The sequence below is a fragment of the Terrilactibacillus laevilacticus genome (genome assembly GCF_006517395.1).
In the GTDB taxonomy this organism is placed as follows: domain Bacteria; phylum Bacillota; class Bacilli; order Bacillales; family Sporolactobacillaceae; genus Terrilactibacillus; species Terrilactibacillus laevilacticus.
The window spans coordinates 78,200-103,055 of sequence record NZ_VDCY01000009.1 but is presented as its reverse complement, the minus strand read 5'-3'; the positions used below and the strand labels follow the sequence as shown (position 1 = coordinate 103,055).

The window sequence follows — 24,856 nt, the reverse complement described above, 5'->3', positions numbered from 1 at the left end:
TTATTGAGGCACTTCCTGAGTTAATTGAGCCACTTCCCAAGTTATTGAGGCACTTCCCAAGTTATTGAGGCACTTCCTGAGTTAATTGAGCCACTTTCTAACCTAATTGAGGCACTTCCTAACCTAATTGAGGCACTTTGAGCCACTTCCAAAGTTATTGAGCTACTTCCTCAGTTATTGAGCCACTTCTTGACTTAATTGAGGCACTTCCAAAGTTATTGAGGCACTTCCTGAGTTAATTGAGCTACTTCCTAAGTTTATAGAATCGAATCAGCTTAGGATAAAAAATCCATTGATTAGCGTTTCATATTAAATTACTTATTCACTTTTCAAACTATAATTGATATATTGAAAATATGTTTTCGTATTATATTGACGATTGTACTTTTAAAATGTTTTGAGGTGAATGTTTTGCAAGCGATCCTACTGGGCATCTTCGCAGCTTTTTTCTTTGCTGCTGCTTTTATTTTTAATCGATCGATGGAACTTTCAGGAGGAAGCTGGATTTGGAGTGGTTCCTTGCGATATTTCTTTATGGTTCCTTTTTTACTTCTTCTTGTCTTAATGAGAAAAAATTTGTCTCATTTGCTAAGTGTTATGAAGGAAAATATATGGAGTTGGATCCTTTGGAGTTCTGTTGGCTTTGGTTTGTTTTACGCTCCACTATGTTTCGCCTCTAGTTTTGCACCTGGATGGCTCATCGCTGGAACTTGGCAAATGACCATTATCTCGGGCTCATTACTAGCTCCCTTTTTTTATGAAATCATCCAAACATCACAAGGCCCCTTAAAAATGAGAGGTAAAATCCCAATAAAAGGACTCTTCATGTCCATGATCATTTTAGTAGGGATCGCTCTAATTCAAGTTGAGCAAGCCAATCAATTTTCACCAAAAGATGTTTTATTTGGCATCATTCCCGTCATTGTGGCTTCTTTTGCCTATCCACTTGGAAACAGAAAAATGATGGAAGTCAGCGGTGGTCGTTTAGATACTTATCAAAGAGTACTCGGGATGACGCTAGCAAGTCTTCCATTCTGGCTCGTTCTTTCTGTATTCGGTATCAGTTCAACGGGGATGCCTAGCCTTAATCAAGTGGGTCAATCGATCATTGTCGCAATCAGTTCCGGTGTTATTGCCACCATTCTTTTCTTCAATGCGACAGATCGAGTAAGAGGAAATATGCAACAGCTTGCAGCTGTCGAGGCCACACAGTCAATGGAGGTACTCTTTACAGTGCTAGGGGAAATGGTTCTTTTGTCTAGTCCTCTTCCGTCCTTATTGTCTTGGGTTGGCATGTTTGTGATTATGATCGGAATGGTGCTGCATAGCTACTTATCGCACGCAACAGGATCTGCCGCTAAACAAAAAGTGAGCGCATAACAAAAAACACACAGGTCAAACAAAGGCCTGTGTGTTTCGTTTGATTTTTTTCAATTTAAATGGGATTCCTTCAATGCCCGGTGCCCAATATCCTTACGATAAAAGGTTGCATCACTCTCAATCTTTCTCAAACTCGCATTGACTTGCGCTTGAGCTTCTTGCAAAGTATCGGCGAGTTTTGCAACGAGGAGAACACGTCCTCCATTTGTTACCCATTCACCGTTTACTTTTTTCGTGCCAGCATGGAAGACCAAAGCTTCATTATCTAAATCGTCGAGATGCGGAATCACGTTACCCTTGTCATAGGCTTTTGGATAGCCACTTGATGCAAGAACCGTTCCAAGAGCCACTTGTTTTGTCCAACTTAGCTCTGGTGTTTGACCTGCTAAAACATCTTCAATTGCTTGGACAAAATCAGATTCCAATCGTGGTAAAATGACCTGTGTTTCAGGATCTCCGAAACGGCAGTTGAATTCGATGACTTTGGGACCATTTGCTGTTAACATCAAACCAGCATAAAGGATTCCTGTGAATGAACAGTTTTCTTTAACCATAGCTTTAGCCGTTGGAATCAAAATGGTTTGAATGGCTTCTTCAACGACTGAATCCGGAATTTGTGGTACCGGTGAGTAAGCCCCCATGCCCCCAGTATTTAATCCTTTGTCTCCTTCAAAAGCTCGTTTGTGATCTTGAGCGATCGCAAGTGGTACAACATTTTCTCCATTAACGAGTGCCATTAAAGAAAATTCCTCACCCTTAAGAAAATCTTCAATAACAACTTGGCTGCCCGCTTCACCAAAGGCTGAATCCTGCATAATTTCTTTCAAACCTGCCTCGGCTTCTTCATCCGTCATAGCCACAATAACGCCTTTTCCAGCTGCAAGACCATCGGCTTTTAGTACAATGGGAGCCCCTTTTTCAGCGATGTATTGTTTGGCTTTTTCATAGTCAGTAAAGGTTTGAAACTCACTAGTTGGAATTTGATAGTTTGTCATTAACGTCTTAGCAAAATGTTTACTTCCTTCAATTTGAGCCGCTGCTTCTGTTGGTCCGAAAATTTTTAGTCCTTCTTTTTGAAAATGATCCACAATGCCGTGAACAAGTGGAACTTCAGGGCCTACCATTGTTAAATCAATCTCAGCTTCTTTAGCAAATTGACTAAGTCCTTCGAAGTCAAGAACATCTATGGCGACGCATTCTGCGACATTTTTCATTCCATCGCTTCCAGGAGCCGCATATACTTTGTTCACCTTTGGACTTTGTGCAAATTTCCAAGCTAGAACATGCTCTCTTCCGCCATTACCTACAACCAAAACCTTCATAATAACCTCCTAGACATTCGATGGTTATAAAACCTCACCCAAACGGTTGCGGTGAGGTTTTATATGGGTATCTTTATTTTACGAGAATGAAAGATCAATTAATGTTTAAAATGACGAATCCCCGTTGTTACCATGGCGATACCATATTTATCCGCCATATCAATCGATTCTTGGTCACGAATCGAGCCGCCTGGTTGGATGATAGCCGTTATCCCAGCTTTCGCAGCTGTTTCAACTGTATCATTCATTGGAAAGAATGCATCAGATGAAAGAACAGATCCTTTTGCTTTGTCACCTGCTTGTTCAATCGCAATTTTCGCTGCACCAACCCGGTTCATTTGACCCGCACCAATGCCAACTGTTTGATCATCTTTAACAAGAACAATCGCATTTGATTTCACATGTTTAACAGCTTTCCAAGCAAATTTAAGTTGTTTTAATTCTTCTTCTGTTGGTTCGCGTTTGGTCACAACTTTAAGTTCAACACCATCAAGTCCTTTTGTATCAAGGTCTTGGACAAGAAGACCGCCACGTACAGATGTATATTGAGGAACCGTATTTTGATCATCTGTAAATTCAATCGTTAATAAACGAAGGTTCTTTTTCTTTTCTAATATATCTAGAGCTTCTTGAGTAAAGCTTGGTGCAATGACAATTTCAAGGAAGATTTTATGCAATTTTTCAGCAAGCTCAGCGTCTACTTCACGATTAAGGGCAATAATGCCGCCAAAAATAGAGACCGGATCTGCATCAAATGCTTTATCAAATGCGGCATTAATGGTTTCTCCAATACCAATCCCGCAAGGATTCATATGTTTAACAGCAACAGCTGCTGGATCTTTAAATTCTTTAACAATACCAAGTGCTGCATCAGCGTCTTTAATATTATTATATGAGAGTTCTTTTCCGTGTAATTGAACAGCTTCAGCAATTGTAGACTGATTTTTTAATGGTTCGCTATAAAATGCGGCACTTTGGTGAGGATTTTCACCGTAACGAAGAGCTTGTTTCTTTTCGTAAGTGACGGTTAATTTTTCTGGATATTCTTCGCCCACTTGTTTCGTAAAGTAATCTGCAATCAATGCGTCATAAGCTGCAGTATGGCGGAAGACTTTTGCCGCAAGTTTTTGTTTAATTTCAAATGGAACTTCACCTTCATCATTCATAGCTTCGAGAACCGCACTATAATCAGATGGATCGCAAACAACCGTTACATCTCGGTGATTTTTAGCTGCTGAACGAAGCATGCTTGGACCGCCGATATCAATATTTTCAACAGCGTCAGCATAGGCTACATCTGGACGAGAAATGGTTTCTTTGAATGGATAGAGGTTCACCACGACAAAATCAATTGGATGAATGTTGTGTTCCTTGATTGTTTTAACATGTTCAGGATTTTCTCTAACAGCAAGCAATCCGCCATGAATCATAGGATGAAGCGTTTTAACGCGACCATCTAGAATTTCTGGAAAACCAGTGACTTCGTCAACTGTTTTGACTGGAATACCATTGTCAACAAACAATTGTCTTGTTCCACCAGTTGAAATGATTTCAATGTTTTTTTCAACGAGTTTTTTTACAAATGGTATTAATCCTGTTTTGTCTGATACGCTGATTAGTGCTCTTTTTGCCGTCATTTACAAATCTTCCTTTCATAATTGAAGTTCAAAAAGTCTCCAAATCATCATCTGCTTGTCTCATCGATAGTTTTTTATTTGTCACCTTTTTGAACATATTTTCTCTCTAGTATTCTCGCTATGGTTTTAGGATAAAGTTCATGTTCTGTTTCATGCATTCGTTCAGTTAAAGATTCAATGGTATCGTCTTCACGGATATCTACCGCTGCTTGGGCAATGATTGGTCCTGAATCGACCCCTTCGTCAACGTAGTGAACGGTGATTCCTGTAATTTTCACACCCTTATCAAAGGCTTGTTCAATCGCATGCAAGCCAGGGAATGATGGTAGCAAGGACGGGTGAATGTTAATAATTCGTCCTTGATACGCATCAAGCAGGGTTTTACCAATAATCCTCATATAACCTGCTAGAATAATATAGTCAATATGATGACGTTGACATAGTGAGACGATGGCTTCCTCAAAAGCTTGTTTGTTACCATATTCTTTCAAGGTAAAGGTGTGTGCTTCAATGTTTGCTTTGGCTGCACGTTCTAAGACATAGGCCTTTTTCTGATCACAGATTAGAAGGGGTATCTCTGCATCAAGTTGCCCCTTCTTAACGGCATCAACAATCGCTTGAAAGTTACTTCCATTTCCTGATGCAAAAAGGGCGAGCTTAGGCATGTGTTAAACCTTCCAATCTTAATCCAGGTTCATTTGTCACTTCACCAATAACATAAGCTGTTTCCCCGATGGACTTCAAATGGTTAAGAGCCTCTTCTTTTCGATCAGCTGGTACGGCAAAAACCATTCCGATTCCCATATTAAATGTGTTATAGACATCCTCATCATTTAAATCGCCTTTTTCAATGAGCCAATCAAAGACTGGAAGTTTAGGCCAAGCTTGAGTGTCGATCACGGCTCCAATACCTTTTGGGAACATACGTGGGACATTTTCATATAACCCACCACCCGTAATATGGGCGATCCCTTTTACTCTAGTCGCGTTAATTAAACTTAGGGCTGTTTTAACATAGATTTTTGTTGGTGTTAAAATCACATCAGCCACCGTTTGATTCGTTCCTTCAAAAGCATCTGAAAAAGAAAGACCAGCATCTTTTATAATTTTACGAACAAGCGAATAACCATTACTATGAATACCTGAAGAAGGAAGTCCAATTAAAACATCCCCTGGTTTCATCGTTTCACCTGTTAAACGTTTCGATTTTTCCACAACGCCTACAGAAAAACCAGCAAGATCATAGTCTGATTCTCCGTACATACCAGGCATTTCTGCTGTTTCACCGCCAATTAAGGCACAACCAGCTTGCTCACAGCCATCGGCAACACCTTTAACGATCGCTTCAATCTTCTCAGGATTGAGCCCACCGCAAGCAATGTAATCAAGAAAATAGAGAGGTTCTGCTCCTTGAGTGACAATGTCATTGACGCACATGGCGACGGCATCTATACCGATTGTGTCATGGCGATTTGTTTCTATCGCCACCATCAATTTTGTTCCAACTCCATCTGTTCCTGAAACAAGGACAGGCTCTTTTACATTGACAGCGGATAAATCAATCGCGCCGCCGAAACCGCCGAGTCCACCAAGAACCTCTGGTCTAAATGTACGTTTCACATGTTGTTTAATGCGGTCCACAGCTTCATATCCTGCTGTAATATCTACACCCGCTTGTTTATATGCGTTTGACATGGTCATCCTCCCTTAGACACCAGTAAATCTTTTTCATGAGGTAGGGCTGTTTCAGGTGAAATATGTGTTGGATATTCCCCTGTAAAGCAAGCCATACATTGTCCACAGTTTTTCATTGCTGGGTTACGTCCAATCGCTTCCTGCATGCCTGATGGACTTAAGAAGACAAGAGAATCAGCCCCAATTTCCTCACAAATTTCATCAACGCTATATTTAGAAGCAATCAATTCTGATGAGGAAGATGTATCAATCCCATAAAAACATGGGTGCTTAATCGGCGGAGAACTAATACGGACATGAACTTCTCTTGCCCCTGCATCCCGAAGCATTTGAACAATTCGTCTGCTTGTCGTCCCGCGAACAATTGAATCATCTATCATTACGACTCGTTTTCCTTCAACAATTCCGCGTACAGGAGAGAGTTTCATTTTGACCCCTTGCTCACGTAATTCTTGTGAAGGTTGAATAAATGTTCGACCAACATAACGATTTTTGATCATTCCTAATTCATAAGGGATACCTGTCGCTTCAGCGTATCCGATCGCAGCTGAGATACTGGAGTCCGGAACACCCGTTACGACATCTGCTTCAACTGGCGCTTCTTTTGCCAATTGGATGCCGAGATTTTTACGAGCGGCATGGACATTAATCCCTTCAATGTCACTATCCGGTCTTGAAAAGTAAATGTATTCCATACTACAAATGGCAGGTTCAACTTCTGTTGTAAACATATCACTATGCAGACCCTCGTCATTGATGACGATAACTTCACCTGGTTTTACGTTACGGATAAAGGTTGCGCCAATGAGGTCAAACGCACAGGTTTCTGAAGCCACCACCCATGCATCTCCCAAACGACCGAGAGATAAAGGCCGTAACCCGTTTGGATCAAGAGCCGCAATGAGTTCATTTTCGGTTAAAAGAACGAAAGCAAAAGCTCCACTCACCACGTTTAATGCCGCCTTTAGATTATCTTTAAACGTATGTGAAATACCTCGTTTAATCAAGTGGGCAAGAACTTCCGTATCTGACGTTGATTGAAAGATACTTCCTTTAGATTCTAAATCACGCTTAATCTCTTCCGCATTAGTTAAATTACCATTGTGGGCAAGAGACAAAGTATCCGTTTGGGAACGAAAAACTAATGGTTGAACATTTGCAAGACTATTTCCGCCAGAGGTTGAATAACGCACGTGTCCAATAGCGCCATAACCGACAAGTTCATCTAAATCTTTTGGTGCAAAGACATCATTGACGAGACCAAGACCTTTATGATCGCGTACTTTTTTCCCATCTGTGACAGCAATACCCGCACCTTCTTGACCACGGTGTTGAAGGCTATGCAAACCATAGTAGGTTAGTTTTGCCGCATGACTATGTCCCCAAATACCAAAGACGCCACATTCTTCGTTTAATTCTCTGTCTTCATAAAACATGTCAGTGCCCCTTTCCAGGCTTTTTCGAGTTCAACTGGATTCACCGTCACGACATCATTTTTACTTGAAAATTGTATACTTTGTTTATCCGTTACATGTCCTAAGAAAATAGCATCGTTAACGATTGCTTCGAAAGCTTCTCGATTTTCTTTAGTTACAGATACTAGGAAACGAGATTGTGTTTCACTGAATAGTTCAATAGCAAGATCATTAGCGAGTTCAACTTCAGCCCCAAGACCCGTACCAAATACGGATTCAGCTAGAGCCACACCTAGACCACCATCGGATAAATCGTGAGCAGATTGAACATATCCTGATTGGATAGCTTCTAACAATTGAGCTTGACGTTGCTCTTCAATAGCTAAATCAAGTGCAGGTGCCTTTCCAAAAGCGTTTCCTTCTTGTAATAGTTGAATGGCACTTCCACCAAACGATCCATCAGCTTTACCAATCACATAAATCGCATCGCCAGCTTGTTTAAATTCAGAAGTCGTCACATGATCAATGTCTTTAATTAAACCTACCATACCGACAACTGGCGTTGGATCAATCGCATGTTTATTTGTTTCATTATATAAAGAGACATTTCCACTGATAACAGGTGTATTAAGCGATAGACAAGCATCTGACATGCCTTTTGCTGCTTGTTCAATTTCCCAGAATACTTCAGGTTTTTCAGGGTTACCGAAGTTTAAGCAATCTGTGATCGCGAGCGGTAGTCCACCAGAGCAGACAATATTACGGGCTGCTTCACTGACGGCAATTTGTCCACCGACTAAAGGATCAAGAGAGAGATATTTTGCGTTACAATCGGTTGTCATCGCAAGAGCCTTACGTGTACCACGGATACGAACAACCGCTGCGTCAGAACCCGGTGCAACCACTGTATTCGTTTGAACCATGTGATCATACTGACGATAAACCCACTCTTTGCTTGCGATAGTTGGCATACTTACAAGTTGAGTTAATGTTTCTTCAATATTTTCTACCTGTGGTTTCCAAGGTGCCATGCTTTGGTTTTCACGATATTTCGCAGGTTCCTCTGATGGCATATGGTAAACTGGAGCATCTTCTGCCAAGGCATCGACAGGTACTTCAGCCACTATTTCACCTTTGTGCTCTAGACGAAGAACTTTTTCTTCAATGACTTCACCGACTGTCACTGCGTGTAAGCCCCATTTTTCAAAAATCGCCGTAATTTCATCTTCACGGCCTTTTTTAACAACGATTAACATCCGTTCTTGAGATTCAGAAAGCATCATTTCATATGGTGTCATGTTCGTTTCACGCTGAGGAATATCATCAAGGTTCATATGAATCCCCATGCCTGCTTTACTTGCCATTTCACTTGATGATGAAACAAGACCAGCAGCCCCCATATCTTGAATACCGACAAGGGCATCATGCTTAATTAATTCAAGACAAGCTTCAAGTAAAAGTTTTTCCATGAAAGGGTCGCCCACTTGGACCGCTGAACGCTCTGCATCTTCTGTTAATTCTTCAGAAGCAAAGGTTGCTCCATGAATCCCATCGCGACCTGTTGTTGCCCCTACATACATGACTGTGTTTCCGAGTCCACGTGCTTGGCCCACTTGGATATCTTCATGGTTGATGAGTCCCACGCACATGGCATTAACTAAAGGATTTTCATTGTAACAAGGATCAAAGGCAATTTCACCGCCAACTGTTGGAATCCCAATACAGTTCCCATAGCCTGCGATACCCGCTACGATTTGTTCAAATAAATATTTAACACGAGGAATCGAAGGGTCACCGAATCTTAAAGAATTGAGCATCGCAATCGGTCTTGCTCCCATTGAGAATACATCACGAATGATTCCACCTACGCCTGTTGCTGCACCTTGATAGGGTTCAACCGCTGAAGGGTGGTTGTGACTTTCAATTTTAAAAGCGACAGCTTGACCATCACCGATATCGACAATTCCTGCACCTTCACCAGGTCCTTGAAGCACTTGTTTCCCTTTGGTTGGGAAGGTTTTTAAAACAGGTTTCGATGTTTTATAACTGCAATGTTCAGACCACATGACTGAGAAAAGACCTGTTTCGGTATAATTCGGTCTTCTACCGAGGATGTTTTTCACATTTTCATATTCTTTTTCTGAAAGTCCCATTTTACGATAGACTTTATCTTGTTCTATCTGTTCTGGTGACGGTTCAAGATGTGTAAGCGGCATGGTAGTCCCTCCAGTGTTTTAAAATGGATTGAAAAAGTTTAAGACCATCATCATTGCCAAGCACAAGATCTGCAGCTCGTTCAGGGTGAGGCATCATTCCGAGAACATTGCCTTCTTTGTTAACAATCCCTGCAATATCTGCAAGAGAGCCGTTCGGATTCTGGCTGTCATACGTAAAGACGATTTGATTGTTCGCTTTTAATTCAGCAAGAGTTTCCTCATTACAGTAATAGTTCCCTTCACCATGAGCAATCGGAATTTGAATAATTTCATCTTGCTTGTATTCAGAAGTAAATTGGGTGTTAGGATTGACTACTTTTAAAGGCACCGTTTCACAAATAAATTTCAAATCACGATTTCGAAGCATCGCACCCGGAAGAAGTCCTGCTTCTAATAAAATTTGAAAACCATTGCAAACTCCTAAAACCGGTTTACCCTCTTTTGCTGCTTGTATAACAGCTGGCATGATGTTAGCAAATCTCGCAATGGCACCTGAACGAAGATAATCCCCGTAAGAGAAACCACCTGGGATTAAAACCGCATCAAAACCGTCGAGTGATGTTTCTGTGTGCCAGACGTATTCAACTTCTTCGCCGAGTCCTTCTTTAATGGCATAAAACATATCTTGATCGCAGTTTGAACCTGGGAAAACAATCACCGCAGCTTTCACGATTGGACCTCCTCAAGCACCTCATAACGGTAATTTTCGATAACGGTATTGGCTAGCATTTTGTCACAAAGTTCTTCAATTTGTTGATGAAGATTAGCTGAATCTTCTATTTCCAATTCAATATATTTACCGATACGAACGTCATTGACATTTTTATAGTCCATATTGTGAAGAGATTCCTTAACCGCCTGTCCTTGGGGATCGAGTACACTTTCTTTTAATGTGATAAATACTTTCACCTTTTTCATTTTTGAAGAGCCTCCAGTCTATTGAGTAATTTTTCATAAGTTTGAGGTAAGTCAGCAAGTCCACGACGAAAGACGTCTTTATCTAATTTTTCTTGAGTTGTTTTGTCCCATAACCGGCAAGTATCTGGTGAAATTTCATCTGCTAAAACAACTTTTCCAGTTGTGGTTAACGTACCAAATTCAAGTTTAAAATCGACGAGAGTAATATCGATGTCATCAAAGAGTTGAATGAGAACTTGATTGACGCTAAGTGCCTGCCTGCGAATATCTTCCAATTGTTCAGGTGTCGCAATGGAAAGCATGCTAATGTGATCATCGTTGATCATTGGATCGCCAAGTTCATCATTTTTGTAATACCACTCAATAATCGGTTCCTTGATTTTAACGCCTTCTTCAATGCCAAGACGTTTCGATAAGCTACCTGCTACAACATTCCGAACGACAACTTCTAGTGGAATGATTTTGACGGCTTTAACAAGTTGGTCTGTTTCAGTCAAACGTTTGACAAAGTGACTTTCAATGCCATGGTCTTTTAACTCTTCAAAAAGTTTTGAGCAGATTAAATTGTTTAAACGACCTTTTCCTGGCAAAGTCGCTTTTTTCTTTCCATTAAATGCTGTAGCTTCGTCTTTATATTGAACATGGAGTAATTCTGGATTTTCTGTATCATAGATTTTCTTGGCTTTACCTTCATATAATAGCTGACTCATAACCTTCAACCCCTTAAATCTCAATATGGAGAAATTTTTATTTAAAAAAGTTCATAGCTCAGTAAACTTAGACTGTTGAATTCATTCTTTTAAATATTGTGAATTTTACTCGATAAGATGATGGTATCCCCATGTTAATCCATGGGGATATTTTATCGTGCTTACGCATTCAGACCTAAACGATCAAAAATGAAATCAACATTTTTCAAGTGATAGGTCGGATCGAAACAAGCATCAATTTCTTCTTGATTTAATTTTGAAGTAATCCTCTCATCTTGTTCAACAAGTGTTTTGAATTGAGTTTCCGTTTCCCAAGCTTTCATGGCATTTGGTTGAACGATATCGTATGCCGCCTCACGCGAAAGACCCTTTTCAATCAACGCAAGCAGCACACGTTGAGAGAAGATGAGTCCAAATGTGCGTTTCATATTGCGTTTCATGTTCTCAGGGAATACCGTTAATTTGTCTAAAATATTTTTAAAACGATTCAGCATGTAGTTTAATGCGATCGTTGCATCTGGTAAAATCACACGTTCAGCTGAAGAGTGTGAAATGTCTCTTTCATGCCAAAGGGAGACATTTTCATAAGAAGTCACCATGTAGCCACGAATAACTCTTGCAAGACCCGTCATGTTTTCTGAACCAATCGGATTACGTTTATGCGGCATGGCTGAAGATCCTTTTTGACCTTTTGCAAAAAACTCTTCAACTTCACGAGTTTCAGATTTTTGAAGACCGCGAATTTCAGTTGCAAATTTTTCAATCGATGTAGCAATAAGAGCTAGTGTAGATAAATAGTGCGCATGGCGGTCGCGTTGAAGCGTTTGTGTTGAAATCGGTGATGCTTCAAGTCCCAATTGTTCACACACATATTTTTCTACAAAAGGATCAATGTTTGCATAAGTCCCAACAGCGCCTGAGATTTTACCGACACGAATCCCTTCTGCTGCTTGTTTAAAGCGTTCTAAATTACGTTTCATTTCTTCATACCATAAGGCCATTTTCAAGCCAAATGTTGTTGGTTCTGCATGTACACCATGCGTGCGTCCCATCATAATCGTTGTTTTGTGCTCAATGGCTTTTTGCTTAATGACTTCAATAAAAGCTTCAATGTCTTTAAGTAATATTTCATTGGCTTGTTTTAACAAATAAGATTGTGCAGTATCAACAACATCTGTAGACGTTAAACCATAATGCACCCATTTCTTTTCCTCGCCAAGTGTCTCTGAAACAGCTCTCGTAAAAGCGACGACATCATGACGTGTTTCTTTTTCAATTTCATGAATGCGATCAATCGAGAAAGAAGCTTTCTCACGTAATTTTTCAACGTCTTCCTTTGGAATTTCTCCAAGTTCAGCCCAAGCTGCGCAGGCCATGATCTCTACTTCTAGCCATGCACGGTATTTATTTTCTTCTGTCCATATAGCGCCCATTTCGGGTCTCGTATAACGTTCAATCATTTTGATATACTCCGTTCTTTTTCAATTTGCCAGATATTTAATAACTCTGCTTTTTCAATGGCTTCTTCCACTGAATCAGCTAATAGGGTTAAATGTCCCATTTTGCGACCCGTTTTTGCCTCTTCTTTTCCATAAAGGTGAAGATGAGCATCGGAATATTTGGCGATGTTTTCTTTAATAGCTTCCATATGCTGCCCTAAAATATTCACCATGATGACCGGTTTGAGCAACGTCGTCTTTCCTAATGGCCAGCCGCAAATGGCTCGTATATGTTGCTCAAACTGCGATGTTTCACACGCGTTGATCGTAAAGTGTCCAGAGTTATGAGGACGTGGAGCTAGCTCATTGACATAGATGTCATGATCTTTGGTTAAGAACATTTCTATAGCCAGCGTTCCAACAATGTCCAGTTCTCTGGCAATCTTTGTTGCGAGCTCCATAGTTTTATCACTCACGCTTTGCGTTATACGCGCCGGAACAACTGTGTAATGTAAAATGTTATTCTCATGAATATTTTCAGCTACTGGGAAAACCGCCGTTTCTCCAGTTGTACTTCTTGTCACGATCACTGAAATTTCTTTTTCAAATGGTACCCATTGTTCTAAAATATATGGGGTTGATCCATCGACCCATTCGTTTGCTCTCTTGAGATCTTCATCTGTTTTAATCACGAGTTGACCTTTTCCGTCATAACCACCTTGAGTCGTTTTTAAAACAGATGGTGTTCCAAGTTCCTCAATGGCTTTTTTCAAGTCATCTTTCGTTGTGACAGCATAAAAAGGGGCAACAGGAATTCCTAATTGATGAATCGCTGTTTTTTCATTTAAACGATCTTTCGTTGTCTCCAGCACAACGCGTCCTTGAGGAAGATAGGCGATCTTTTCCAACAACTCGACTGTCCCTAAATCAACATTTTCAAATTCATACGTAATGACATCTGTACAGTCGGCTAATTTTTTAGCCCCTGCCCGATCATCATAGTTCGTAAAGATCGCGACATCTGAGACTTGAGCACAAGGATTATCTTTAGTAGGATCAAGCACAACAGTCCGAAAACCCATTTGTTTTGCAGCTATCGCCATCATCCGGCCTAATTGACCTCCACCTAATATGCCAATACATTCACCTGGCAAAATCGTTTTGCTCAATCTAAATCACTTTCCTTTACTTTATCTTCTAACGAGTTTCGATAGTCTGATAATTTTCTAGCGATCTCTTGATCATCCATAGATAACATTTGTAGTGCTAGAAGACCTGCATTTGTTGCTCCTGCTTTGCCAATGGCAACTGTTGCAACAGGTATTCCTCCAGGCATTTGAACGATCGACAGTAGAGAATCCAACCCGTTAAGTGCTTTAGATTGCACTGGAACCCCAATCACAGGTAATGTGGTCTTTGCTGCGACCATTCCTGGAAGATGTGCCGCTCCGCCAGCACCTGCAATAATGACTTTAATACCTCTTTCTCTTGCTGTTTCAGCATAGTCAAACATTAAATCAGGCGTTCGATGAGCTGATACCACTTTTTTTTCAAAAGGAACTTCAAACTGTGTCAATATGTCGCATGCATGTCTCATTGTTTCCCAATCAGAAGAGCTTCCCATAATAACACCGATGCTTGGTTTCTCCATGTTGCCTCCCCCTTGTGTGGACATAAAAAAGGCCAGAGCAGCCGTTTCTCCCTATTTTAAATGAGAAGAAAGCAAACCGATCTGGCAGAAAATGCCCAATGGACATTTACATTCAGGCCGCTTCAACTTTCCCTCATAGTCCAACCATTTACGGTAGTCGGGTAGAAACAGATGGGCCATATCCCCAAAAATATATGAAGGTTATTGATATTCGTTTTTTTGACACTCTCATCATAACAACTTTGAAGGAGAACTGTCAACACCAGAATCGAACATTTTACAAACCATATATATTTATTGTTCGTCTTTTTGGATTAATCTCCCTTCAAACGTGATCATTTGTCCGATCACTTCAGGGCCATTGTCCCCCTCTTTAAATATAGGTTGCTCCATTCGTCTTACTGGAGTGTATCCTTCTTTTTTCATTTGATCTAAACAAGCATTAATTCCTTTATCTTGATCGACTGTAAATTGTTTTTTTAGAGGATTTGTGTATGCTGCTATTTTCTTGCGTTTAGCCATAAAAACCTCCTTTACGTAGTGAGAAAATCATATAAGTATTGTGAGTACATTTTAACATAAGCAACATTTACTTTTTAAACTGTTTTCGCAAACGTTGTTGTTTTTTGGCAAGTAAACGTGGAAGGACAAATAAATTTCTCATGTCGTGCTAGCGCGACAAAGCAAGGCTTAAACTGCAAAAAACAACCTAGCCCATGATAGAAAAAGCCATTTTTCAAAATATTAAGTTGTTACTTTTAAAACTTTTACATGTTTTTTTTGAATTATCGTAGCACCTTTTAATGATATAGCCCATATCTTAGGAGTGGAGGTGTTGCTCAATGGAGAACAAATTTCAAGATATTAAAAAATCGGTACGAGGATTTATCAATAAAGATATTTTTCAAGATTTACAAGACCTTTTTACAAAAGACTGGCCATTGATGAATCTATATACAGCTGGCGAGGATCTATTTTGTCTGATTGCACTACCAGGGGTTCATCGCGATCAATTCCATATTTACGTTAATTATCAAAGTATCCTTATCAAAGGGGACGTTTCTCTTCCAATTCAAGGGGAAAGTAAACTGGTTCGAAAAGAATTCAGTATGGGTGCGTTTGAACGTAGTCTGACGCTGCCAAAACCGGTTCACCAAACACCAAAGCATGTTTCCTATGCTAATGGTTTATTAATCCTACAATTGCAACAAATAAAAGATAAAGAAGTCAGTGAAATATCGATTAGCTCTGAAGAAACAAATAAAGACTAACGTTTATCTATAATGGAAACTTAAGGCAATAAAACCAAGAACAAAAATGACCATTCCAATAATAAAAGTAACTAAATAGTAGGAAAACCAAGGCATATAGTCAACTAATTTACCTTCAATTTGATAAGCAATAGATTCTGAATTGTCCTTGAACTTATTTTCTTCAGCACGGCGCAATAATTTATGCGTAACATCTTTAATCTTAGGAACGACAACATAACCTGAAGCCATAACAATGATGCCTATCACCCAAAACAAAATGGCTATAATAAAAGAAATCATAATGATGACACTCCTCTATTTGGATTTATATTCATGAAGGTAAAGCACCCTATTGGGATTAGATCGCGGATCATTTCCCGAATGTTTTACTTTATCATTATGACCTTCTTTGTGTGATTTATGTATATTAGAAAACAAATACTCCATATAAAATAAAACTTCCATCAGTGGGGGTTTTTCGACGCATAGGATGTGCTAATGCAGGCGTTGCGACAGAACGTCGCGTTTTTAGCCTGTGTCATCCCCCACTGATGGAAAGCCTGAACCAATCGGACCTTTACGGGCAGTTGATCCCACGCCAATCTTCTTTGAATACCCAGAAACTTGAGGTAGGGGTCTTTTCTAGCCGTTAAGGCGGGAAAAATGGAGTTGGTATACTTAATTTAAAAAACCTTCATCCGTAATAGGATGAAGGTTTCTCTTTTTATGACTTATACATTCCCATTTAAAGATAGGAAATAGAAATAAATTATGAAGATAAAGAATAAGACATACATGATTGGATGAACAGCTTTAGCGCGACCTTTCACAATCATCGTGATCGGATATAGGAAGAATCCAAGGGCAACTCCTGTGGAGATACTATACGTTAATGGCATCGCTATAATCGTGAAAAAGGCAGGGATCGCAATCTCCATCTTTTTCCAATCAATACTACCTAGTGCACCAGCCATCATAATACCAACAATAATAAGAGCCGGTGCTGTAACGACTTCAGTAACCACAGCCAATAGAGGCGAGAAAAGTAGTCCGAAAATAAACAAAATACCAGTTACGACTGCCGTTAGACCAGAACGTCCACCAACCCCAATACCGGCTGATGATTCAATATAAGCACTCGTTGGAGAGGTTCCAAGAATAGCCCCTACAAACATTGAACTAGAATCTGCAAGAAGTGCTTGCCCAGCTCGTGGCAATGTATTATCTCTTAAAAATCCAGCTTGTTCAGCGACACCAACAATCGTACCCGCCGTATCAAAAAATGTAACTAACAAGAATGTCAAGACAACAATCGCAAGTTGCACGGTATTGATGTCAGAAAGGTGAAAGATAGCTTGTCCAAAAGTTGGTGCAAGACTTGGTGCAGTTGAGATCACTTGAGTTGGAACTGGAATGAGTCCTGTAATTAATCCAACGATAGACGTTAAGATCATTCCAATAAAAATAGCCCCTTTAATATTGCGAACGATTAAAATAATCGTCACCAATAAACCAAAAATAGCAAGTAATGTTGATCCTTTTGTAAGTGAACCAAGGGCGACCGTCGTGGCTTTATTAGCAACAATAAGGCCTGCTCCTTTTAAACCGATAAAGGCAATGAATAGACCAATTCCAGCCGCTGTTGCAAGTTTAAGGTCTTGCGGAATCGCATTGATAATCATTTCACGAATTTTAAACAATGTAATAACTAAGAAAATAATAGAAGCTAGGAGAACACCTGCTAATGCTGTTTGCCAAGGAATTTTCATCCCAATAACAACAGAAAAAGCAAAAAAGGCATTTACTCCAAGTCCTGGTGCAATAGCAATAGGGTATTTTGCAAGAAGCCCCATAACAATACAACCAAATGCTGAAGATATAGCCGTAGCTGTGAAGACAGCCCCTTTATCCATACCCGCTGCTCCTAGGACAGTTGGGTTAACAAATAGAATGTAAGCCATCGCAAGGAAAGTCGTTAAACCTGCGACAATTTCACGACCAAAAGTCGTTTGAAGTTCATCAAACTTAAAAAACTTAGAAATTCCGTTCAAAATAAATCCCCCTCAATATACGAGTATTCTTCGTACATGATTAATAACTCTAAGGATATGTAGGTTCCCCAACATCATTCCATCCTATTCTAATAAAAAGTAGGACTTATTCACCGATATAGAATAAATGTATAAGATGGCAAGTAGTAAAATCGTTTACGGTGATTTTGTAGAAACTCCTAGGCCATATTCCTAAGATTATACACATGCATTGAAGATTAAAATGAGGTCACCACGTTTGATGACTCATATAGTATAGCAATCGGACCGTTAAGCGTCAATTTTAAAAACGAACAATACTTATAAAAAAACGTGCATCGTTCGGATCATTTGAGTGTCAACATAACAGGTGTTATAAATTAGAAAAAATACAAATTTGATATGGTAGTTCAAAGTTTAAAGGGTATTATTGAGCTATTTCGGAACGTTATTGAGCCGCTTCGAACCGTAATTGAGCGACTTCCATCATTTTAATAGGTTCCGCTACATTTGATTTACCCCGTGACGGATGGCACAGCCTCCAATCATCAATGACTATATAAAAAAGCTAGAGCAGTTGACCAAATCAACGCTCTAGCTTTTATTAATAATATCGTTTATTCCCACTCAATCGTTGCAGGTGGCTTACTTGTAATGTCATACACGACGCGGTTAACGTGATCGACTTCGTTAACAATGCGAACAGAGATTTTTTCTAGTACTTCCCAAGGGATTCGAGCCCAATCACTTGTCATACCGTCGATAGAGGTTACGGCACGAATCGCGATACAGTGGTCATACGTTCTACCATCGCCCATAACGCCCACACTTCGAATTCCAGGGAGGACGGTAAAGTACTGCCAGATGTCTCGTTCAAGGCCAGCATTTTTAACTTCTTCGCGAAGAATGGCATCAGATTCACGGACAATTTCAAGCTTGTCTTCTGTAATATCACCAAGGACACGGATTCCAAGACCTGGTCCCGGGAATGGTTGACGCCAAACGATATCATCTGAAAGACCCAATTCAGAACCTAGACGGCGAACTTCATCTTTAAATAAAGTATTCAATGGTTCAATGAGATCGAAGCTCATGTCTTCTGGTAGACCGCCTACGTTGTGGTGAGATTTAATCGTTTGCGCCGTATCTGTACCACTTTCAACGATATCCGTATAGAGAGTACCTTGTACTAAGAAGGCTATATCATCTAATTTTTTCGCTTCTTCTTCAAAGAGATAAATAAATTCATTACCAATGATTTTACGTTTTTTCTCTGGATCACTTACTCCAGCTAATTTATCTAGGAAACGATCCTTAGCATCGACGCGAATAAAGTTCATGTTAAATTGATTTTGGAAAACATCGACGACTTGATCGGATTCACCTTTACGTAGCAAACCATGGTCAACAAAGACGCAGTATAATTGATCACCAATGGCTTTATGAACAAGCGCTGCAGCAACAGAAGAATCTACCCCTCCACTAAGGGCACATAGAACTTTTTTATCGCCAACACCTTTGCGGATCTCTTCAACTTGTTCTTCAATAAAATGTTCCATTGTCCATGTCGTTTCTGCTTTACAAACATTAACGATAAAGTTTTTCAACAAGTCATTTCCATATTCACTATGTCTTACTTCTGGATGATATTGCACACCATAAAGGCCTTTAGCTTTATTACTCATCGCAGCAACTGGACAAGATGAACTGCTTGCATCGACGACAAAATCTTCAGGCGGAGCAATCACTAAGTCTCCGTGACTCATCCAAACGGTTTGGTCGGTCGGTTGGTTCTCATATAGATCACTGCCTGGATTAACGCTGATTGAAGCTTTCCCATATTCACGATGAGAAGCACGTTCAACTTTTGCACCATAATGCACACTCATTAATTGCATGCCATAACAAATACCTAAAATTGGAATGCCAAGTTCAAAAATTTCCGGATCACATTTTGGTGAACCTTCACCATAAACACTGTTAGGACCACCGGAAAAAATAATGCCTTTTGGATTTTTTTTGCGGATATCTTCAGCTGTTAGTGTGTTTGGCAATAGTTCACTGTAAACACCCAAGTCACGAATCCGCCTTGCAATAAGTTGATTGTATTGGCCACCGAAGTCCATAACAATAATCGAATCTTGATGATTTTCCATTGATACACCCCATCTAATATACTTTTATCTCATCTACTTTAATGCCAATCCTATAGTAAATCCCTTAGAAGTTTTGACAGAGTAGATTTTTTCTTGCTCTTCTAAAAAAAGGACCTTCATATGTCAATGCCGCCTTAACAGCGAGTAAAGACCCCCACCTCAAGTTTCTGAGTTTTTAAGGAAGATAGGTGGGGGATCAACTGCCCGTAAAGGTCGGATTGGTTCAGACTTTCCAACAGTAGGGGATGAAGCCCCCCTACTGATGGAAGTTTTCACTTTATAAAATCTCATGAAAAGAACTAGAGTCTACAAAAGAAGTAAACTGCTAGTCCTTTTAATGCCCAACAAATACTTTCCTTATAGAGGTTGTTCAAAAAGTCACCAAATGATAAGCTACGAATCTCGGCGCCCTCTTATTTTTCCGGTCCTCATGTAGTAAAAACCTACATTCCGGTCCTCAAAACAGCGCCGCCTTGATCTTCCGACGCCCAGGACGGGCTAGTACTGGCGTTCTGGCAGGATGCCAGCGTACTTAGCCAGTAACCCTTCTAATTTGTCGCCTTTTTGAACACGCACTTATAATAAAACAATCTTATGAAATCATTCTAACAAGTTCGACATCGTTCATCAAGCATCCCATTTCTTTATTATATTTTCACAACATTCTATCATTATTTTGGTTTGATCATGGGTAAATGAATCTCTATTCCCATAGATCCTTTGCTCATAATATTTTGTTAAGGTCGTCATATCGGAACAATTTAATTTTTGGTCAACCTTCTCTGCATATTCACGTAAGGTCAGATTGACATTATTTACAAGTCCCTTCGTACCTAACCATCTTCTAAGAAGCGTGTAGGTCTCATGTAAATGAAAATCTTCTTGTCTTAGACTCTTATTTAGACGATTCAAGAATATCCATGATAGCCATTTTTTACGAGTGAACCAAGTAATAAGTACGATGATGATGACGCTTAGTATGATTATCCCTACCCATGTTTTCGTGGATATTGAATGTTGACGTTTAGTCTCTTTTGAAGTCTCATTTTTTTGTTGTTGCTGCTTTTGGATTTCTGTTCGTTGTTGATTTTGTCCGTTTTGTCTTTGCTTTGGCTGCTCATGTTGTTCATTGTTATTATTTTTTGGTGAAGCCTCTGAATGAGATGGATTTGTGGTTATCTCATCATTTTTAAATTCTGCTACATTTGAAAAAGATTTGGTCGGCTCAAACGGAACCCACCCGCTTCCTGGGAAATAAACTTCTACCCAAGAATGGGCATCAGCATTTCTTATTTCATAAATTTGCTTTCCTTGTTTTGATGTTCCTTGATACGTCCCCATTGAAAAACCCTTTACCCATCTCGCTGGAACGCCTATAGTTCGAAGCATAACAACCATTGACGTCGAATAATTATCGCAATATCCCATCTTTGATTGAAATAAAAATTGATCGACATAATCTTGATTTTTTTTCGGAAAAGGGATATCGTCTGATCGGTATTCAAAACGGCCTGATGTCAAATAATTAACAATCACATTAGCCTGATCATAACGATTTGTAGCTTTGGCTGTTATTTTTTTCGCTAAATCTCTCACTCGATTTGGTAGTTTACGGGGTAATTGAGTGTTTTTTGATCGTATATCTGCTGGGTCTTGACTTGAATCTTTTACACTTTTTAATTTTGAAACAGAAAAAATCGGATGAATCACGTCCATCTTATAGCCTTTTACTAAATTCATATTATTCGTGGCTAATTTCCCACTTTCTAGATTGATACTCATTGGTCGGTTCTGGATAGAAAGATCGGTTAGCTGATCTGTATATGGTAAAAAGTTATGGTTGTTACTTACAAATCGAATGGAAACTTCTTGTTTGGCTAAGGTCGCTCCCTTTTCATATAGCTTTAAAGTATCGAATTGATCATACGGTTTCTGCAAGGCAGTAAAGCGATTTGTTGAATTCACCCATCCTTTTCCTGTATACCGATCTTTTGATTCAATACGCCAATATCTATCACCTGTCACCTCAGCATGAAACAAGGGTGTTTCATCCATCCTAAACGATCCTCCCAGTCGTGAATCGTCTTCATCGTAGCCAATTCGGTGTTGGACCGAAAGAGGGCTTGAATTTACCTGCATCAATTGTGACATATATGGAACAGGATCAGGCCATTTCGGGTCCGATTTAGGTGCTTTAAAACCAATTAAGGTGATCAATAGCAGAACACATAACATACTCATAAACCATAACTTTTTAAAATGATTCGTTACAAATTGTACTCGTTCATCTTGCATTCGAGCCAATTTTAAACAACTCATTAGAAGTAAACCGGACACCATAACAACCACGATAGCGCCAGTTGCTTGATAATCCGTAAACGCATCCAAAATTCCTAAATACACTAATGTAATAAAAAGAAAGAGTAAAAATCGACGTGATTGAATTAACCAATGGTGCATTAAATACGTCATCAGCCATAATAAAATAAAAAAGACAAAAACGCGAAACAAATCCGTAAAACCTGCATAATTCCTGTTGAAAAAGAAGACGAAATTTTGATTCAGTTCTTGAAAAAGATAATCGATCCAATCAAAACTAAACAACGGATCTTGATAGAAAAACAAGGCATGTAAGCAATAAAAAAAGGCAAGTGCTTTTAAGATGATACCGAGCCACATGGAAACGCGTAAGTAAGACACTAACAAAGTTCCAGCAATGAAGAAGATGAATACGTATCCTTTATTAAGGTTCATGAGTTCATTAATGGGTCTAGCCCATTCCCATAAAATGAGAAATGTAAGACAATATAAAGCCACATCAAAGGCATGACTTTGTTGTTTATTCATGAGATTCGGTCACCTGCCTTGATTGTCCAATTCGGTAAAGATGAAAAAATGGAGAACCCGCAACATCTAAATGCATCTTATCTTCCTTATCCATCATGACAAAGACATGGATTGGATGAGCCTCAGTTGCTGCTTTTTCTAACAATCTAAACTGATGTTCTGAAAAATGAACCATCACGTAATAATAAACGGTCCCTTGCTGCCTATCGTTATATACATATCCATCAGGATTATCTTGATCATTGGGACTTAATCTAGCCAGAGTTTGATAGATTATTGACATTTGATAATCACCGCTACCACGGGGTACGAGTGAAGACGTCGAGCCAGTCTGTTTTAATTCTAACGTGTAACCATTTTTTAACAGAGTTTGAGCAAGTGATGCACAGAAGGATACACCCCTCTCAAATTGATTATCATGATGAGCTTCAAGATCCATTACAATCGTTACATGGCGTTGTTTTATCGTATCAAATTGTTTTGTAGCCAACTGGTTCGTTCTTGCTGTGGATTTCCAGTCCAACCAACTAAGACGATCACCAGATTGGTAGGCTCTGGTTCCTGATAAATTTGATAGATCCATTTCAAGATCATAATAGGCTGGAACAATATATTGTTGATCCTTTTGTGGATAAGGAATCGCGTGAATAGCAGGATAGACAATAACGACCGTCCGGAATGGTATACGGACCTTTTTTTGATAGAATCCAAAGGGATCACCGATAAGCAAGGTAACAAATTCAAAGGTATGCTCGCCCCTTTGTATCTGGGGGATAACATAATGAAGGGTTATTTGACGTTTTCCCCAAAGTAGGACCATCATTTTTCCTTGTTGACTTGACTCTATCATTGTGGATGGTATAGCATCCATGATCGTAAAGAGAAAAAGAGGAAACGGCCACCTTCTTTTTAGTGTCAACTCAATCGTTAAAGTTTCACCTGCTTTTGCTAATTTCGTTGAGATCTTTCTCTTAACATGGATTAATCGAAGTGGATACAATTGCAGCAAAACAATATATAAGACAATAGGTAAAAATGAATAAAAAATGAACCAGCTTACAAAACCACCTTGAAACATCGCAAAGATGAAACTTAGAGCTAATAAAATCGTGATGTTAAATAATTTAAAGTAAGGTGTTTCTCTCACTTTAACGATCATCTTTTTGATCATTTGACAAATTCCTTACTTATTACAGGTATGTTGATTTTCTCAATGATTTCACGAGTGATATCTTCCGCCCTTGTTTGCGAATAAGTTGCTTCGGGACTTAAAACCATGCGATGTCCCATAACGTAAGGTGCGATTTTCTTAACATCATCTGGAACGATAAAGTCTCGCTGTTCCAATAATGCACAAGCTTGAGCTGCTTTTAAAATTCCAAGTGTTCCACGAGGACTTATTCCTAGCCGAATAAGAGGATGGTTTCGAGTGGCTGTCACGATTGATACAATATATCTTTTAATACTTTCTGATACATAAATGGTTTCCACGTGCTGTATGAGTTCTCTTAATTGATTTATCGTCATAACAGCTTCAATTTCATTCACTGGTTCTTTTCCAATCATACGACTTAGTATTTCTAATTCATCTTCTGGACTAGGATAGCCAATGGATAATTTCATTAAAAAACGATCCAATTGAGCTTCTGGTAAGGTATAGGTTCCCTCATACTCAATTGGATTTTGTGTAGCCAGAACAAAGAATGGATCAGGCAAGTTTCTAGTTTCACCATCGACTGTAATTCGACCTTCTGCCATTCCTTCAAGTAGAGCAGATTGAGTTTTCGGAGAGGTACGGTTAATCTCATCCGCTAAAACAATGTTCCCCATCAGAGGGCCTGGTCTAAATTCAAATTGGGATTCTTTTTGATTGTATATAGACAACCCCGTTACATCCGAAGGCAACAAATCCGGCGTAAACTGAATACGTTTGAATTCAGCTCCGACTGATTTGGCTATGGCCCGAACAAGCATCGTCTTGCCAACACCCGGAATGTCTTCTAGTAAAACATGGCCTCCCGCTAGAAGAGCCATGATCGTTAGCTTAATCGTTTCTCTCTTCCCTATCACAACTTTTTCTATGTTATCAATCATTTCTTCTATGAGTTGAAAATGTTCGTCCGATTTCAGTTCTTTCATTTTATACCCTCTCTTTAGCTGAAAATTCTGACCTTATAAGTATACTAG

The 24,856-nt window shown here is 39.4% G+C and carries 21 protein-coding genes and 2 riboswitches; of the genes, 2 read left to right on the top strand and 19 right to left on the bottom strand.

Translation table 11 applies throughout. The features are described from left to right. Positions 1-411: 411 nt before the first annotated feature. On the top strand, positions 412-1,380 hold the full coding sequence (locus FG390_RS11200) for a DMT family transporter (RefSeq protein ID WP_141191123.1): 969 nt from the start codon (positions 412-414) through the stop codon (positions 1,378-1,380). Positions 1,381-1,430: 50 nt separating this feature from the next. Here FG390_RS11200 and purD read toward each other — a convergent pair whose 3' ends face one another. The 13 genes from purD to FG390_RS11135 all read right to left on the bottom strand — a co-directional run bounded on the left by purD (position 1,431) and on the right by FG390_RS11135 (position 14,905). Beyond that, positions 1,431-2,702: a phosphoribosylamine--glycine ligase gene (gene purD, locus FG390_RS11195; protein ID WP_141191122.1), complete on the bottom strand. Its 1,272-nt coding sequence runs from the start codon at positions 2,700-2,702 to the stop codon at positions 1,431-1,433. A gap of 98 nt (positions 2,703-2,800) precedes the next feature. Beyond that, the gene (gene purH, locus FG390_RS11190) at positions 2,801-4,339 is read right to left on the bottom strand and encodes a bifunctional phosphoribosylaminoimidazolecarboxamide formyltransferase/IMP cyclohydrolase (RefSeq protein ID WP_141191121.1); all 1,539 of its coding nucleotides are present in this window, start codon (positions 4,337-4,339) and stop codon (positions 2,801-2,803) included. 74 nt (positions 4,340-4,413) lie between these two features. Then, positions 4,414-5,004, bottom strand: coding sequence for a phosphoribosylglycinamide formyltransferase (gene purN / locus FG390_RS11185; protein ID WP_141191120.1), 591 nt, complete (start codon positions 5,002-5,004; stop codon positions 4,414-4,416). Further along, complete coding sequence (gene purM, locus FG390_RS11180; protein ID WP_141191119.1) at positions 4,997-6,034, bottom strand: phosphoribosylformylglycinamidine cyclo-ligase; 1,038 nt, start codon at positions 6,032-6,034, stop codon at positions 4,997-4,999. The genes purN and purM overlap by 8 nt, the downstream gene beginning before the upstream one ends. Positions 6,035-6,036: 2 nt before the next feature. Then, the gene (gene purF / locus FG390_RS11175) at positions 6,037-7,470 is read right to left on the bottom strand and encodes an amidophosphoribosyltransferase (protein ID WP_141191118.1); all 1,434 of its coding nucleotides are present in this window, start codon (positions 7,468-7,470) and stop codon (positions 6,037-6,039) included. Next, positions 7,446-9,665, bottom strand: coding sequence for a phosphoribosylformylglycinamidine synthase subunit PurL (gene purL / locus FG390_RS11170; protein WP_141191117.1), 2,220 nt, complete (start codon positions 9,663-9,665; stop codon positions 7,446-7,448). Before purL ends, purF begins: the two co-directional genes overlap by 25 nt. Continuing rightward, positions 9,646-10,335 carry a phosphoribosylformylglycinamidine synthase subunit PurQ gene (gene purQ / locus FG390_RS11165; protein ID WP_141191116.1) on the bottom strand — a complete coding sequence of 230 codons (690 nt, stop codon included), beginning with the start codon at positions 10,333-10,335 and terminating at the stop codon, positions 9,646-9,648. The genes purL and purQ overlap by 20 nt, the downstream gene beginning before the upstream one ends. Beyond that, entirely contained in the window at positions 10,332-10,583 is a 252-nt protein-coding gene (purS, locus tag FG390_RS11160; protein WP_141191115.1) for a phosphoribosylformylglycinamidine synthase subunit PurS, read from the bottom strand. Before purS ends, purQ begins: the two co-directional genes overlap by 4 nt. Next, positions 10,580-11,293: a phosphoribosylaminoimidazolesuccinocarboxamide synthase gene (purC, locus tag FG390_RS11155; protein WP_141191114.1), complete on the bottom strand. Its 714-nt coding sequence runs from the start codon at positions 11,291-11,293 to the stop codon at positions 10,580-10,582. The genes purS and purC overlap by 4 nt, the downstream gene beginning before the upstream one ends. Positions 11,294-11,454: 161 nt before the next feature. Next, a complete protein-coding gene (purB, locus tag FG390_RS11150; protein ID WP_141191113.1) occupies positions 11,455-12,753 on the bottom strand; it encodes an adenylosuccinate lyase in 1,299 nt (432 codons plus the stop codon). Continuing rightward, positions 12,750-13,901, bottom strand: a complete 1,152-nt coding sequence (purK, locus tag FG390_RS11145; protein ID WP_141191112.1) for a 5-(carboxyamino)imidazole ribonucleotide synthase — start codon at positions 13,899-13,901, stop codon at positions 12,750-12,752. Before purK ends, purB begins: the two co-directional genes overlap by 4 nt. Beyond that, the gene (purE, locus tag FG390_RS11140; protein WP_141191111.1) at positions 13,898-14,383 is read right to left on the bottom strand and encodes a 5-(carboxyamino)imidazole ribonucleotide mutase; all 486 of its coding nucleotides are present in this window, start codon (positions 14,381-14,383) and stop codon (positions 13,898-13,900) included. The genes purK and purE overlap by 4 nt, the downstream gene beginning before the upstream one ends. A gap of 116 nt (positions 14,384-14,499) precedes the next feature. Continuing rightward, positions 14,500-14,601, bottom strand: a riboswitch (purine riboswitch). Positions 14,602-14,677: 76 nt separating this feature from the next. After that, positions 14,678-14,905, bottom strand: coding sequence for an NETI motif-containing protein (locus tag FG390_RS11135; RefSeq protein WP_141191110.1), 228 nt, complete (start codon positions 14,903-14,905; stop codon positions 14,678-14,680). Positions 14,906-15,225: 320 nt separating this feature from the next. On the opposite strand from FG390_RS11135, the gene FG390_RS11130 reads away from it, so the two are divergent. Further along, on the top strand, positions 15,226-15,654 hold the full coding sequence (locus FG390_RS11130; RefSeq protein WP_141191109.1) for an Hsp20/alpha crystallin family protein: 429 nt from the start codon (positions 15,226-15,228) through the stop codon (positions 15,652-15,654). A gap of 3 nt (positions 15,655-15,657) precedes the next feature. Here FG390_RS11130 and FG390_RS11125 read toward each other — a convergent pair whose 3' ends face one another. From FG390_RS11125 to FG390_RS11100, 6 genes are all read right to left on the bottom strand, one after another. After that, positions 15,658-15,936 carry a hypothetical protein gene (locus tag FG390_RS11125; RefSeq protein ID WP_141191108.1) on the bottom strand — a complete coding sequence of 93 codons (279 nt, stop codon included), beginning with the start codon at positions 15,934-15,936 and terminating at the stop codon, positions 15,658-15,660. 431 nt (positions 15,937-16,367) lie between these two features. After that, on the bottom strand, positions 16,368-17,678 hold the full coding sequence (locus tag FG390_RS11120) for an NCS2 family permease (protein WP_181406477.1): 1,311 nt from the start codon (positions 17,676-17,678) through the stop codon (positions 16,368-16,370). Between the two features lie 133 nt (positions 17,679-17,811). After that, a riboswitch (purine riboswitch) is annotated at positions 17,812-17,913 on the bottom strand. Between the two features lie 370 nt (positions 17,914-18,283). Next, complete coding sequence (gene guaA / locus FG390_RS11115) at positions 18,284-19,822, bottom strand: glutamine-hydrolyzing GMP synthase (RefSeq protein WP_141191106.1); 1,539 nt, start codon at positions 19,820-19,822, stop codon at positions 18,284-18,286. 627 nt (positions 19,823-20,449) lie between these two features. Continuing rightward, positions 20,450-22,669: a transglutaminase TgpA family protein gene (locus tag FG390_RS11110; protein ID WP_141191105.1), complete on the bottom strand. Its 2,220-nt coding sequence runs from the start codon at positions 22,667-22,669 to the stop codon at positions 20,450-20,452. Continuing rightward, a complete protein-coding gene (locus FG390_RS11105) occupies positions 22,662-23,840 on the bottom strand; it encodes a DUF58 domain-containing protein (RefSeq protein ID WP_141191104.1) in 1,179 nt (392 codons plus the stop codon). The genes FG390_RS11110 and FG390_RS11105 overlap by 8 nt, the downstream gene beginning before the upstream one ends. Further along, the gene (locus FG390_RS11100; protein WP_141191103.1) at positions 23,837-24,808 is read right to left on the bottom strand and encodes an AAA family ATPase; all 972 of its coding nucleotides are present in this window, start codon (positions 24,806-24,808) and stop codon (positions 23,837-23,839) included. The genes FG390_RS11105 and FG390_RS11100 overlap by 4 nt, the downstream gene beginning before the upstream one ends. Positions 24,809-24,856 lie beyond the last annotated feature (48 nt).

Coding starts and splice junctions, on each gene's coding strand:
- purD (WP_141191122.1), bottom strand. CDS start 2,702: ATGAAGGTTTTGGTTGTAGGTAATGGCGGAAGAGAGCATGTTCTAGCT.
- purH (WP_141191121.1), bottom strand. CDS start 4,339: ATGACGGCAAAAAGAGCACTAATCAGCGTATCAGACAAAACAGGATTA.
- purN (WP_141191120.1), bottom strand. CDS start 5,004: ATGCCTAAGCTCGCCCTTTTTGCATCAGGAAATGGAAGTAACTTTCAA.
- purM (WP_141191119.1), bottom strand. CDS start 6,034: ATGTCAAACGCATATAAACAAGCGGGTGTAGATATTACAGCAGGATAT.
- purF (WP_141191118.1), bottom strand. CDS start 7,470: ATGTTTTATGAAGACAGAGAATTAAACGAAGAATGTGGCGTCTTTGGT.
- purL (WP_141191117.1), bottom strand. CDS start 9,665: ATGCCGCTTACACATCTTGAACCGTCACCAGAACAGATAGAACAAGAT.
- purS (WP_141191115.1), bottom strand. CDS start 10,583: ATGAAAAAGGTGAAAGTATTTATCACATTAAAAGAAAGTGTACTCGAT.
- purC (WP_141191114.1), bottom strand. CDS start 11,293: ATGAGTCAGCTATTATATGAAGGTAAAGCCAAGAAAATCTATGATACA.
- purB (WP_141191113.1), bottom strand. CDS start 12,753: ATGATTGAACGTTATACGAGACCCGAAATGGGCGCTATATGGACAGAA.
- purE (WP_141191111.1), bottom strand. CDS start 14,383: ATGGAGAAACCAAGCATCGGTGTTATTATGGGAAGCTCTTCTGATTGG.
- FG390_RS11135 (WP_141191110.1), bottom strand. CDS start 14,905: ATGGCTAAACGCAAGAAAATAGCAGCATACACAAATCCTCTAAAAAAA.
- FG390_RS11130 (WP_141191109.1), top strand. CDS start 15,226: ATGGAGAACAAATTTCAAGATATTAAAAAATCGGTACGAGGATTTATC.
- FG390_RS11125 (WP_141191108.1), bottom strand. CDS start 15,936: ATGATTTCTTTTATTATAGCCATTTTGTTTTGGGTGATAGGCATCATT.
- guaA (WP_141191106.1), bottom strand. CDS start 19,822: ATGGAAAATCATCAAGATTCGATTATTGTTATGGACTTCGGTGGCCAA.
- FG390_RS11110 (WP_141191105.1), bottom strand. CDS start 22,669: ATGAATAAACAACAAAGTCATGCCTTTGATGTGGCTTTATATTGTCTT.
- FG390_RS11105 (WP_141191104.1), bottom strand. CDS start 23,840: ATGATCAAAAAGATGATCGTTAAAGTGAGAGAAACACCTTACTTTAAA.
- FG390_RS11100 (WP_141191103.1), bottom strand. CDS start 24,808: ATGAAAGAACTGAAATCGGACGAACATTTTCAACTCATAGAAGAAATG.